This window comes from Lacticaseibacillus chiayiensis (assembly GCF_004123795.1).
In the GTDB taxonomy this organism is placed as follows: domain Bacteria; phylum Bacillota; class Bacilli; order Lactobacillales; family Lactobacillaceae; genus Lacticaseibacillus; species Lacticaseibacillus chiayiensis.
In genome coordinates this window covers 149,291-162,616 of record NZ_MSSM01000001.1, presented here as the reverse complement: position 1 = coordinate 162,616, position 13,326 = coordinate 149,291, and the positions used below count along the sequence as shown (strand labels likewise).

10 protein-coding genes and 1 pseudogene are annotated in these 13,326 nt (G+C 48.6%); 3 read left to right on the top strand and 8 right to left on the bottom strand.

The window, feature by feature from the left end:
* The first annotated feature begins 194 nt into the window (after window positions 1-194).
* The gene (locus BVJ53_RS00795; RefSeq protein ID WP_129300717.1) at window positions 195-977 is read left to right on the top strand and encodes a DeoR/GlpR family DNA-binding transcription regulator; all 783 of its coding nucleotides are present in this window, start codon (window positions 195-197) and stop codon (window positions 975-977) included.
* Between the two features lie 415 nt (window positions 978-1,392).
* On the opposite strand, the gene rhaD is transcribed toward BVJ53_RS00795, so the two are convergent.
* From rhaD to BVJ53_RS00765, 5 genes are all read right to left on the bottom strand, one after another.
* Window positions 1,393-2,283 carry a rhamnulose-1-phosphate aldolase gene (gene rhaD, locus BVJ53_RS00785; RefSeq protein WP_129300716.1) on the bottom strand — a complete coding sequence of 297 codons (891 nt, stop codon included), beginning with the start codon at window positions 2,281-2,283 and terminating at the stop codon, window positions 1,393-1,395.
* Between the two features lie 29 nt (window positions 2,284-2,312).
* Entirely contained in the window at window positions 2,313-3,593 is a 1,281-nt protein-coding gene (locus tag BVJ53_RS00780) for an L-rhamnose isomerase (RefSeq protein ID WP_129300715.1), read from the bottom strand.
* A gap of 64 nt (window positions 3,594-3,657) precedes the next feature.
* Window positions 3,658-3,972 carry an L-rhamnose mutarotase gene (gene rhaM, locus BVJ53_RS00775; RefSeq protein WP_047107002.1) on the bottom strand — a complete coding sequence of 105 codons (315 nt, stop codon included), beginning with the start codon at window positions 3,970-3,972 and terminating at the stop codon, window positions 3,658-3,660.
* Window positions 3,973-3,974: 2 nt separating this feature from the next.
* Window positions 3,975-5,465, bottom strand: a complete 1,491-nt coding sequence (gene rhaB / locus BVJ53_RS00770; protein ID WP_129300714.1) for a rhamnulokinase — start codon at window positions 5,463-5,465, stop codon at window positions 3,975-3,977.
* Window positions 5,466-5,546: 81 nt separating this feature from the next.
* A complete protein-coding gene (locus tag BVJ53_RS00765) occupies window positions 5,547-6,911 on the bottom strand; it encodes an MFS transporter (RefSeq protein WP_129300713.1) in 1,365 nt (454 codons plus the stop codon).
* A gap of 122 nt (window positions 6,912-7,033) precedes the next feature.
* Here BVJ53_RS00765 and BVJ53_RS00760 point away from each other — a divergent pair, with 122 nt between their 5' ends.
* Both BVJ53_RS00760 and BVJ53_RS00755 read left to right on the top strand, forming a co-directional pair.
* Complete coding sequence (locus tag BVJ53_RS00760; protein ID WP_129300712.1) at window positions 7,034-8,056, top strand: helix-turn-helix domain-containing protein; 1,023 nt, start codon at window positions 7,034-7,036, stop codon at window positions 8,054-8,056.
* Window positions 8,057-8,247: 191 nt separating this feature from the next.
* Window positions 8,248-9,370: pseudogene (locus BVJ53_RS00755) on the top strand (NAD(P)-dependent alcohol dehydrogenase).
* Window positions 9,371-9,639: 269 nt separating this feature from the next.
* Here the strand turns inward: BVJ53_RS00755 and BVJ53_RS00750 are convergent.
* The 3 genes from BVJ53_RS00750 to BVJ53_RS00740 form a co-directional block, all read right to left on the bottom strand.
* Window positions 9,640-11,103: an FAD-binding oxidoreductase gene (locus BVJ53_RS00750; RefSeq protein ID WP_129300711.1), complete on the bottom strand. Its 1,464-nt coding sequence runs from the start codon at window positions 11,101-11,103 to the stop codon at window positions 9,640-9,642.
* A gap of 20 nt (window positions 11,104-11,123) precedes the next feature.
* Window positions 11,124-12,593, bottom strand: a complete 1,470-nt coding sequence (locus tag BVJ53_RS00745) for an FGGY-family carbohydrate kinase (RefSeq protein ID WP_129300710.1) — start codon at window positions 12,591-12,593, stop codon at window positions 11,124-11,126.
* A gap of 150 nt (window positions 12,594-12,743) precedes the next feature.
* A complete protein-coding gene (locus tag BVJ53_RS00740; RefSeq protein WP_129300709.1) occupies window positions 12,744-13,304 on the bottom strand; it encodes a glycerol-3-phosphate responsive antiterminator in 561 nt (186 codons plus the stop codon).
* Window positions 13,305-13,326 lie beyond the last annotated feature (22 nt).

Here is a 13,326-nt window from a genome sequence, read left to right as displayed (position 1 = left end):
TCTGAAAAAAGTTGAATCAATTGTTTTGGACCTTTTTGAACTTTCCCTCTCATCACATTGTTAATGCTAAAACGCTTACAGGCGCATGTCTACGGTATTTATAAGGGGTTCACCAAGGTTGAGAATCGTTCACGAAACTCACCTAAACCACTTCAGAAAGATTCAACAAAAATCAATTGAGGGAAGCGTTTACTATGTCACAAACTCCAGCTAAATTTGAGCGGTTAAATGAAATTATTCAGATTTTGCGTGATACGCCGCAAATTAGCATTGCTGATCTCAGCAAGCAAATGTTCACAAGCAAATCGACACTGCGTCGTGATCTGATTGAATTAGAAAAAAGCAACATCATTCGGCGCCAATATGGCATGATCCAATTGCTTCAAGGCAATAACCTTGAATTTACGTATGAAAAAAGACGCAACGAAAACGCGCGTCTTAAGCGAACGATTAGTCAGCAAATTGCTGCGAAAATTCCCAGCAATGCCGCTTTTTTCATTGACGGCAGTTCAACTTTTTTCAGTCTGCCAGAATTACTCCACGACCAAATTGGCCTTCACGTCATCACGAACAACGTCAACATGGGACTCCAATTCAACTACCTAAACAATGTCGAAACCATCATTGTAGGCGGCAAAATGGTCCCACGCACGGCCTCGACACTCGGCTCAACAACTATTCGTGAAATCCAGAGTTTTCGCCCTGATTTTGCGTTATTATCAACCGGATCGATTGACGAAGAAGGGATCTATGTTTCCGACCCAGAACAGGCAGCCGTCAAAGAAGCCATGATCGCCGCGGCAAAATGTGTAATCTTTGGCATCGACTCCACCAAATTCGATCAAAGCGACTACATCCGCATCACAAACATGAATCAGATCAACGAAATTATCACCGACAAACAGCCATCTGCCTCTTACAGAAATTTGTTCGAGGACAACCAGATTCAACTCACATATCCAGATCGCACTCGTTAACAAAGTTTGATGCAATAATAAGATAAAGTCTTTCAATCGTAATTGTATCTGCTTTTTTATTTTTTTATCTCTTCATAGTGACTTGTTAGAAACATCAAAATTCCAGTGCCAAAGCGGAGCAATCGTAGGCCAGATGGGGCTCAGCTGTGAAATTGTTGTTGGTGGGGCGGTTTCTGCCCCGCCTACAACAAGGCCGAGCTTAGAGCCTTTGCCGGTTTTGCAAAGGCTAAAAGTCGTGCCCTCCGCTCTAGCTTCGCGTCGCCAGCCCCAGATGGCCGGAGATTGCGGAGTTTGGCACGAACCGGAACTCATCACTCACCAACAAAAAAAGTACCCCGTTAACCGCGCCTGAATAGGCAGTCAACGAGGTGCTTTTCTTAACTTCATAGGAGGTATCGCAATAACACGAATCGGTTCAGACTTTGAGTGTCACCTTGCTAATCAAGGTATCACCATGGAGAAACTCTGGGTTCGGCGTCAAGTCAAAACGCTTGGCCAATTGTTCCAGATTTTCATCCGTGATTTCGTTGATGATCCGGCCGCCTTGTGCCTGAATGGCGGTGTAGATCGTGGCCGCTTTTTCAACGGTTTCGATCAGGCCATAGGTTTCGTCAATAGAGTCGCCTGCACCGAAGATACCGTGTTGTGGCCACATCACGAGGCGGAATTTGGCCATTTTGTCAGCGGTGGCTTGGCCGATTTCGTTGGTGCCCGGGGTCATGTATGGCAGAACGCCGATACCTTCTGGAAACACAACGATGGATTCAGCCTGCATCTTCCACAAAATGCGGGAGAACAGTTTCTCTTCTAGCGGCAGGGTGAAGGACATGGCGACCAGATTGGTAGGGTGGCAGTGCATGACAATGCGCTGGCTCGGATCCTTTTTGAGCCGTTGAATGTGGGTCATCAAGTGTGCCGGAAATTCGCTGGTTGGCTGACCGCCGTCGTTAAAGCCCCACAGCAAGTCAACACTGTGCCCGTCTTTGGCGATGCGAACCAAGCCCGTATCACGTGCCGGAAAATCCTTCACGTTCTTGAAGTAGCGTCCCGTGCCGGTAACCAGAAAATACTGTCCGGCCAGTTTGCTGGCATCAAACTTGATCGGAATGTTGCGCTTAACCTCATGCACATCCCCATAAGGTGCGATCTCGGCTTCGGTTAACCGATAGCTAACGTTTCCGCCGTTCCGTTCATCCCAGCCATGTTGGTAGAGATTCCAGGTAACTTTGCGCATTTGCGTCACATAAGGCGATTCCGCGAAGCTTTGGGTATATTCCGGATTCAGAAATTGTTTCTTGTTATCCATTAGAGATATTCCTTTCAGAATCTGTTGAATTAGTGAACCAACTTGGTGTCGCGCTTGAACTGAACATCCTTTTCATACTGATGGATGTTGTTCATCCAGTCGAAGCCAACCGGGGTGTTGTGATCCTGGCAGAACTTGTCCCAAACAGCGCCGAATGGGAAGGACTTCAATTCTTCGGTTTCAATCAAACGGGTGGTAAAGTCAGCGTTCAATTCGCTCTTCTTCAACTGATCGATCGGTGCCAACATTGCCTGCAGCAAGCTCTTTTGTGTTGCACGTGCGCCGACAACCCAAGCGGCAACCCGGTTGATCGTTGCGTCAAAGAAGTCAAGGCCAATGTGGGTGCGATCAAGATAACCGTCACGAACCAACGAACGGGTGATCCGAATCAAAGCGTCGTCCATGATGACAACGTGGTCGGAGTCCCAACGAACCGGACGGGAAACGTGCATGAACAAGCCTTTGCCGAATGGGAAGAAGGCACTGAACTTGTCAGACACATCTTCTGTTGGGTGGAAGTGTCCGGCATCGATTGTCCAGAGTTTGTTCCGGCTGATCGCGTAATTTTGATAGAATTCATGTGAACCGGTGGTGTAGGATTCAATCCCGGTACCAAACAGCTTGCCTTCAAAGGATTCAATGGTGTTCTTTTCCGGAAGCGGTTCTTTGATGATTTCGTCCAGAGCTTTCATCAAGCGTAGACGCGGAGTCTTTTTGTCAATCGGGTTGTCCTTGAAGCCATCTGGGAACCAGAAGTTATTGACAACCTGACTGCCTAACTTTTCACCGATGTAGTTGGAAATTTCGCGGCTGATCTTGCCATGACGGATCCAGAAATCACGAACCTTGGGATCCGGTGATGAAACGGTCATGTTGTCTTTAACCATCGGATGGGAGAAGAAGGTGCCGTTAAAGTCAAGGCCGATGCCTTCTTGCTTTGCCCAATCGATCCAATAATCGAAGTCTTCAGGCTCCAAAGTGTCCAAGTCGCGCTTCTTGTCAGTAACGGCATAGATCGCGTGCAGTTGAACCCGGTGCTTGCCTGGGATCAGGCTCAAAGCTTCATGCAAGTCGCCGGACAATTCATCTGGTGTGCGGGCAATGCCTGGATAGTTACCGGAAACGCCAATGCCGCCTGTCAATGCCTGGTTCGGGAACAGGAAGCCATGAATATCATCGCCTTGCCAGCAATGAACTGACAAAGGTACCTTTTCCAATTCTTTCATTGCGGCGTCTGTGTCGACACCAATTTCTGCGTAACGTTGCTTGGCAACTTCATATGCCTTATCGACTTCTTCTGGTTTAACCATGTGATAAACGCTCCTTTTTTGAAAATGTTTTGAAACCGCTTGTTACCAAAAATGAAAAACCGAGTTAATCCAAGTGAAAAACTTCATGCAGATCAACCGCTACCGGACTGTTATCCGGATTGGTCTTCATGAGTGGCTCCATGTAAGCCCACCATTTTTTACAAATGTCGGTGTTGGCAATCTGGTTATACTTATCGACATCCGGTACTTCTAGATAGGCAAACAATTCACCATTTGCTTTGTTTAGGTAGATGGAATAGTTGGTGGCACCATATTCCTTGAGTGCCGCCTTCATTTCCGGCCACAACTCATGGTGCCGCTTTTCGTATTCGTCGTACTTGTCCGGATAGACATACATGACTTGGCCAATGCGTGCCATGATCAAACCGCCTCCTTAGATTTTGCAGCAGCCTTAGTTGGCTTGGCTGTTTTCATAAATGCCTTATACTTCGTCAATACATCAGGATAGGCCGAGGTGTCTGGCTGATACGTCTTCAAGTCAAAGGATTCCCGGATCAGCTTACGTCCAGCCACCACGTCTTTAACTCTGCCGGTCGTGATCATTTGAACCAACAAGTTACCGATGGCGGTGGCTTCGCTTGGCCCAGCAACGACTTTGACGCCAGCCAGATCAGCGGTTAGTTGATTCATCAAGGTGACGTTGGAGCCGCCGCCGACAATGTTGAGGGTATCGATCGGATCGGCAATGATAGTGCTAAGTTTTTGAATCTCGTTGGCGTAATACAAAGCGAGATTTTCATAAACTGCCCGCGTCAATTCACCTGGCGTTTCGAGTTTTGCCTGACCGGTTTCAGCGACATACTGCTGTAACTCTTTGATCATGCTCTTCGGGTTTTCAAACCGCTGATCATTGACATCGATGAAGACCCGGAATGGTGCCACTTTGTCAGCCATCTCGGCTAGTTCATTGAAACTATACTTGTCATTGAGCTCACGCTTGATGCATTGCACAATCCACAAACCCATGATGTTCTTCAGGAAGCGGTATGTCCCATAAGCGCCCCATTCGTTGGTGTAGTTTTCTTTGAAAGCGTCCTGACCATTTTCCGGCGTGTTCAGCTCAGCACCGAGTAAGGACCAGGTGCCGGAACTCAGGAAGGCCCAGTGATCACCTAAGCCTGGGGTACCGATAACCGCGCTGGCCGTATCATGGGTCGCCACCGTAATGACGTCGGTATCCGGAATGTCGTATTTCATATGCCACTTGTGACTGATTTTGCCCAGCGGCGTGCCGGATTCAACCAGTTGTGGGAACTGATCTTGCGCGACGTTGACTTCTTTTAACAGATCTTTGTCAAACAAGCCTTGGCGCAGGTTGAGCATCTGCGTAGTTGACGCATTGGTGACTTCTGTAACGGCATTGCCGGTGAGGACATAGCCGATGTAATCAGGAATCATCAAAATCTTGTCTGCTTTGGCTAAATCATTCCGCTCTTCGGTATAGAGCTGATAAAGCGTGTTGAAATTCTGGAATTGAATACCGGTTTTTTCGTAGATGTAGGACTTCGGCAATTCCGACGTGAGCTTGCTAATGGCGGTGTTGGTGCGCGTATCGCGGTAACTGACCGGATCGTGCATTTTCTTACCATCGGCACCGACCAACACATAGTCAACGGCCCAAGTGTCAATTCCCATGTCGATCAGGGTGTAGCCCATTTTTTTGACTTTTTCCAAACCGGCAAAAATTTCATCGATGATGTGGTCGATTTGCCACCGATCATGGCCATCTTCATTTTTAAAACCGTTCTTAAAACGGTGAACTTCTTTGAGCTTTAATTGTCCGTCCACGACATCGCCTAGCATCAGGCGACCGCTTGATGCTCCGATGTCAACTGCGACGTATGCTTTCATAAACTGGCACCTCTCTTACTGACCAACAACGATTACTGGTACTGACACGCACGTTTTAAACGATGCGGTCATTTTCTAAACTTACTTATCTGGATTCATCATCTGCTGTGCAACTGAGCTGCCGGCGCCTTTGCCTTTAGCAGCGGTATCGCGATCAGCCTTGGACTTTTCATCGTCGGTAAGGAATTCGTCGCCATATTGTTCGCGGGTGATTTCTTCAAGACTCTTGCCACGCGTCTTCGGTGTCCAGATCGTCCCGATCACCAAGGAAACAAGTAGCAAACCGATCATGAAGGTTCCGGCAACGGTGAAGCCTAAGCTGCTGAGGATCGCCGGGAAAATGATGGACCAAACACCAGCGCTTGCCCGGACAACGAAGAACATAACACCTTGCGAACCTGCCCGGAACTGAGTCGGGAAGAGTTCGGTTGCCCATAGTGCGTACCATGCCTGCGCACCGATGCCGGCACTGATACCCCACAAAGCAACGAAGGCCCATAAGCTCCATGACTGTGCCATTCCGGCGTATGTCAGAATGATCCATGAAGCAGCCGCCATTGCTGCACCAACGAAGAAGAAAATACGATGGTTCGCACGGTCGCCATACTTAGCAAAGCCGAAGTAGGTTGCCACCGCGGTCAAGATCCATAGAACCGCCTGTAACATGTTGGCTTCCTGGTTGGACAAGCCGCCAGCCGTTTCGTAAACATACGGCATGAAGAAGCCCATCGCCCCGGCAACCAAGTTCCAGAACATGTACACGCCGATTAAGAAGAACAACCACTTAAGGGACGTCTTATTAGAAAACAGCGTGCGATATGGATGCGACTTTTGACCGGAAGACTTTTCAAATGCCTTGCGATCTTGCCACGCCTTGGATTCACCAAGACCACGTTGTAATAACCAAGCAATAAAGGCAATCACCGTTAGCAAGCCAAACAATATCCGGTTACCCAAAAGACCCATAGGTGCAAGAATCGTTCCTAAAATGAAAATAACGGCTGGTCCTAACGACCAAGCAAACTGTGATACCCCGATGTTCTTAGCCCGGTTATCATTTTGCGATGTTTCGGAAATATACGTCCAACTGGCAGGAACACCGGCACCAACTGCTAAGCCAGTGATCAGAAAACCGGTGAGCAACATCGGAAAACTAACCGCAAACATCACTAAAATCGTTCCTAGCATATAAACCAACATGTCGTAGGTGTAAATGAGTTTACGCCCAAACTTATCTGACAGCGGACCGCCAATCAGCGCCCCTAATGCCGCCCCGAACGCATTCGCGGAAAGTGCGCCAAGCAAGCCGACTTGAAAACTGCTAAGTCCAAAATGCTGAGTCCACAGTGTCAAGCCACTGGCGCCGGCGACGATACTGCCAGAATCCAGGAAGTTCGTAATCGAAACGCGAACTGTGGATTTTAACGAGCTTTTCTCTGAAACCATTGTGTTACCTCCTGCACATTTACAATTTTGCCATCGCTTACGGTTAACATTTAACCGCTTACATGTTATGGTCACAATGTCAGATAAATATCAGGAATGGAACATAACCACAGGAGGCCGCTATGGAACTATCAGTTTTGAAACAACTTGAAAGCATGACGCCCATCGAAAAACAGCAAAAAGAACACCAAATCTTCAGTGACGACATTCCCACAACCGCTATTGATTTGCAGGAGTCAAAAGAATTTAATGTTCCGGTATTAAATGACTACTTTTTTCGTAACCACGCGATTTACGTCAGCAAGCACAATCGCTTTGCCCCGTATCCGTTACACACCCACCAGTTCTTTGAAATGAACTACATGCTGCAAGGCAACGCCAACGAAACCGTCGATGGCGACCGCATCCATCTATCCCAAGGCGATGTGCTCCTATTGGATATCGGCAGCGAACACTCGATTGATGCCCTTGGCGAAAATGATATCCTTATCAACGTTCTTTTCCGCGACCGTAATATTTCACTCGACTTTCTCAACCAAATTCAAAGCCAACAAAGTGTTCTCTACGACTTCTTGATTAACCACTTACGGGAAAAAAAGACCGAAAAGCGCTACATGATTTTCCGCAGTGGCATGCATGACATCCGTACCTCGCTGGAACGCATTATCGAGGAGTATTTTCGACCTCGACCATTTTCCGATACCATTATTCAAGCAGAGTTGACGGTGTTAATTGCCGAACTGATTCGCGGACACGAACCGACGATTGCCGATCCGTCACCATCGCAAAAACTTGCGGTTGAGTTGCTTCATGATATTCATGAGCATTACCGCAACTTATCGCTTGAAGAGCTTGCCAACAAATACGCCTATAACAAGAACTACTTGGGCAATCTCTTTTCCAAGGAAGTTGGTAAAACATTTTCTGAGGCGTTAACCCAGGAACGGCTGATTAACGCTCGGCGACTGATTCAAAATACCAAGAAGCCAATTAGTGAAATCTGCCTTGAAGTTGGCATCAGCAACAAGAGCTTCTTTTATCACAAGTATCATGACCTTTTCGGCAACACGCCGAAAGATGATCGGCAGCATTCCAATGGTTACGTCTCACCGAACCACACCACCCCGCCGTTAACCATTCTGTAAATCTATCCCGATATGTTTCACATTTTCGCAGTTCCAACGCATGAAATAAAACGTTTTCAACGTGAAACCGAAAAAGTCAAATATTTTTCGGGACATATCTACACATCATTTGGTATCGCCCTTGATAAAAGCAAAAATTGTGAAAGAATGAACGTGTAATCAATTTATAGGTGATTGAGGGAGCGATTTTCATGAAAATCAAAGCAGCTGTTGTTGATAAAAAAGGCGCTGATTTTGAAATTCGAGACGATGTTGAACTAGCGCCAATGGGACCTGACGATTTGCAGGTACACATGGTTGCGAGCGGTATTTGCCACTCTGACGAAGCATTACGTATCGGCGATGCCGTCATCGGCTATCCAATTGTCCTTGGACATGAAGGTTCTGGTATTGTCGAAAAGGTCGGTCCGGAAGTAACGCAATTCAAACCAGGCGATCATGTTGTCATGAGTTTTTATGCGTGTGGTAATTGTAAGAACTGTTTACGCGGCATTCCAACTCAGTGCCTGAATTACGCCCACAACAACTTATCCGGAACTCGACCGGATGGATCCGCGCATTTCACCGAAAACGGCAAACCGGTGGCGGACATGTTTGATCAAAGCTCTTTCACCACGACCACAGTTGTTCGCGAGCGGAATGCTGTTAAAGTCGACAAAGATCTCGATTTGCGCAAACTGGGACCATTAGGCTGTGGCTATGTCACGGGCTCCGGCACCGTTTTGAACACCTTAAAGCCGAAGCCAGGTGACACGATTGCGGTTACCGGGACTGGTGCGGTAGGTTTAGCTGCGATGATGGCAGGTAAAATTTCCGGTTGCACCAAAGTGATCGCGATTGACATTGTTGATTCGCGGCTAGCGCTGGCTAAAGAGCTTGGCGCAACCGATATCATCAATAGCAAAAACGAAGATCCGGTTGAAGCGGTTAAGAAGTTAACTGGCGGTCTTGGCGTAGACTGGGCGGTTGATACGACCGGTGTTAAAGCGATCATGGAAGATACGATCCAGATGCTGGCCCAAGGCGGTACCACGGCAACGATTGCGGTAACGCCCGCATCATATTGATGTGGATACCTGGAATGATCTGTGTGTCAATGACAAGAAGATTGTCGGGGTTAACATGGGTGATTCAATTCCGCAGATTGATGTGCCGCGGTTGATTGAATTTTACAAGCAAGGCATGTTTGACTTTGACAAGACCGAGAAGTTCTATTCATTTGAGCAGATCAATGAAGCCAATGCGGATTCGCGTTCTGGGAAGACCATTAAGCCGGTGCTGATTATTGATAAGGATTATGTGCCGGGGAACTAATGGTGTAGGCTGATTGTTCTATCACTGTGCCAAACTCCGCAATCTCCGGCGGGGCCTGGGGCTGGCGAACGCGAAGCTAGAGTGGTGGGTACGACTGAGCCCGCCCCGCCTTAGATTGCTCCGCTTTGGCACTCGGGCTCGTTGCTAAGTTTCTTAGCTTTCTACGAAGACACTTGATATTTTTACCCCTCATCCAACCAAAAAGCCTGTCATTTTCGCAAATTCTGCGAGATGACAGGCTTTTTGTTCTAGTTTTTGCAGTGACGTGTCTAATCCGTTTCATCCCAGAATTCTAGCGGAATGATGTTGCCAGCGTTCATGGTGTTCTTCGGGTCGAAGCTCTTTAGCAGAGTTTTGAGTACCCAGTAGGAGCTGCCGTATTCTTCTTTGATGAATGGGGCGCGGGCTTTGCCGACGCCGTGGTGGTGGGACATGGTGCCGCCGTGTTTGAGGGTTTCTTCAACGATGATTTTGTTGATCGGATCGTGGTAGCGCGCCATTTCGCCGGCAGGGTCATCTTCGGCGTCGATGAAGGCGTAGACGAAGTAGAGGTTGGTGCCGTTGACGTAGCTGTGGGAGGAGTGGCCGCCGATGCCGTATAGGTTCGGGATTTCTTTTTTCACTCGCGTTGTCACGGCTTCAAAAATGTTGGCAATTTCGCTCCAGTTGCTGGCTACTTCGGTCGTAAAGCCGACGAATGGCGTTTTTTCAAGTTGATTGACTTCAGCATCGACCTCTTTTTGCGTCCAGGTTAGATGTTTGAACCAGTCAATGATTTCATCTAGCGGCTCGTATGGTTGCGTTTGGTCGGATGATTCGACCATTGTCTTAATGGCACCAGCCGTGGCGTCGCTGAGCGGTTGCGGGCCTTCTGTTCGGAAAATGAGCACCGGTTTTTCGGCATGTTTGGGATAAAACTGACTCCAATCCTGCGCGTCATAAAGTCGGATCACCGATGGCCGATAGCCTGCCGCCACAATATCGCGTAACAAGTGGAAGCCTTCGCGCATGGTGTCGACGGTGTAAGCCAGATAGTGGTATGTGTCCGGTAAATACGGGAATAGCTTGACAGTGACTTCGGTGATGAAGGCGATGCTGCCTTCGTTGCCGATAAAGATGTGGCGAATGTCAGGGCCGACTGAGCGGCGCGGGACATTTTTAATGCGGACGATACGGCCATCTGGCATAATGGCTTCCAAACCGACGACCATGTCTTCGATCCCGCCATATAAGGTCGACAGTTGTCCGATACTGCGGGTGGCAACCAAGCCGCCAAAATCGGCTAATGGCTGTGATTGCGGTAAGTGGCCGGTGGTGTAGCCTTTTTCGTTTAACCAATCTTCAGCTTGCTTCAACGGCACGCCGGCTTGAACGGTCAGTTGCATATCTTCTGGGTCAAACTTCAAGATTTGGTTCAAGCGCGACCCATCGACAATGATGTGGGGTTCGCGCGCACTTTCCAAACCGCGTTCGATTTCGGAGCCGCCAGTCCGCGGAATCACGTTCACGCCGGTGTCATTGGCATATTTCAACACGGCTGCCACTTGCTCGACGTTTTCCGGATAAACAATGGCCACCGGAATTGGCGCTTGATATATCTTACGGGCCCGCGGATATTTTCGATAAAAATCGAGACTGGCATATTTGAGTTCATCCGGATCCAAATTGACCTGATCAGGACTCGTTAATTGTGTTAGTTGTTGCACGATCGTATCTTTTGTAACGGTATCCATTAGATTCACCTCGTTATCTTTCAGTCCCAGCTGGCAATCAACGGTTCACCGACCTTGCCGCGTTCCGCAACGCCGTTAATGGTTTGAAGCTCTTTAAAGACCGGATCGGTGAATTGATGCAGGTTCTTATACTTTTCATACACTTTGGCATACTGCGCCACTGCATCGGCTTGCGGCACGAAGCTATCGGCCGGTTTTACCATCGCGGCAATGGCATCGTCATATGTGCGATATTCGCCAATGCCGACCGCTGCATTAATCGCCGCGCCTAACCCAGCCGCATCTGTCACGACATTGCGTTGCGCCGGTAAGTTGAAAATGTCGGCAATGAGCTGCATGAAAATGTCATTCTGCGCGCCACCGCCTGTCACCACTAGCCGGTCAACCTTGCGATCCAGTTCCTTCAGCATTGCCGTTGAATAATCCAACAGATTAAAGGCAAGCCCTTCAAGAATCGAACGGAACATGTGCCCCCGGTTATGGCGTTCATCCAAGCCAATAAACGCACCTTTTCTAAATGGGCGATCCGCAGCCGCCTGCCAATCCATGAGAGTCAACAAGCCATCGCTGCCAGGTGCCACCTTGGCTGCCTCCCTCGTCAGCACGTCCAGCGTGGATTCATGGGTGGCATTCCCGATTCCCTGAAACTGCTTGGCAAACCAGCTGACCGTCCACATGCCGCGATAAACACCGTTGCTTTCATACAGGTATTCATCCGGGACATCGGCAAAATTAGTCCAATAGTAACGGGTCGTACCGAACGGATGATTTTCACTGCCTTGCAGCATGGAAGTCGTGTAAGTGCCAAGCGACAGCAGAAGATCCGGTCCGGTTTTCAGCCCGGCGCCCAGCGCTTCCACGGCCTTGTCATTGGCGGTCGCGATTACTGGTAATCCCTTAGGCAAACCGGTTGCCGCCGCTGCTTCTTCAGTCACATTGCCTAAAATAGCGCCAGGCTTGACCAGTTTAAACAACGACGTCCGCGGCAGATTAAGAAAATCAAACATCATGTCCTCATCGGTCCAGTCCCACTTATCCATATCAATCGGCCATGTGCCAATATAACTGGCCGCCGTGTCAATCCGATTGCCGGTCAAACGGTAAGCGAGATAACCAGTGCTGGCCGTCACATATACCGCGTCATCGGTCGTCTTCTCATAAATCTGATGTGCCCGGTCGTCCATCCAGCTGATGGCCGGCTGTGCCAAATCGCCGTTAGCTTTCAACACGAGGCGATTGAAGCGAATGCTGCCTAAACCAATCGCCAGAATTTCACTCACATCGCCATCAAACTTCGCCATTAATGCCTGGCTGGTTGCCTGCAGCGACGTCCACAAATCATCATCAGGATGCTCAACCACACCACCCGCCGCCGTATGCAACGGTTTTAGCGGCTGATGTTCCTGCCACAATGCGTTCCCTTGCAAATCAAAAATTGTCAGCTTATTACTTTGCGTCCCTTGATCAATCGCCAAAACATATCGATTCATGCAACTCGCCTCCTTCAAATGCCGCCAAAATGACAGTGATCTCATGCAAAATATCCCCGAAACGCCTGACATTTTGGCCTTCTTTTTTACCCGCTAATCAAAAAGCGCGCGCCTCCCTATTTAAGGATTGCGCGCTCTTTTTACTCTGCGCTAATTTTGCCATAAGGTGGTGTTCGTGGTGGAAATGCCAGTCGCCCCTGCCGCTAAATCGGCCATAATCGCTTCCTTGGTACTGATCAAGCCACTACTGATCAGCGGGACATCGGTTTCGTGGGTAATCCAGGAAACCGCTTGTGGCATAATGCCGGGCATCACATCAATCATATCGGCATGCCCGACATCATATTGCCGCTGCATCGTGTATAGTGTTCGAGAATCGATCAAAAAGAATCGGTGAACCGTCAACATTTTCTTCTGCCGGGCTACGGCCAACAAGTGTCCTTTGGAGCTTAAAATGCCATCTGCCTTGGTTGTTTTGGCAATGAATTCAACCGCACTGGGGCGACTCGCCAGCCCTTCAACCAGATCCACGTCGACAAACACGATTTTCTTGGCTGCTTTCAGCTGCGCCACGATATCCCCAATGTTAAGAATGGAACCATACAAGGTGAAAACGACTTTGACATCTGCAGTCAAGGCAGCATTTAACCCTTTATCATCCTGAATCCCGGCAATCACCGGATTCGCCGCCACAACATCTTGCAGTTGCATGATTTTTTCTCCTCCGTACCCA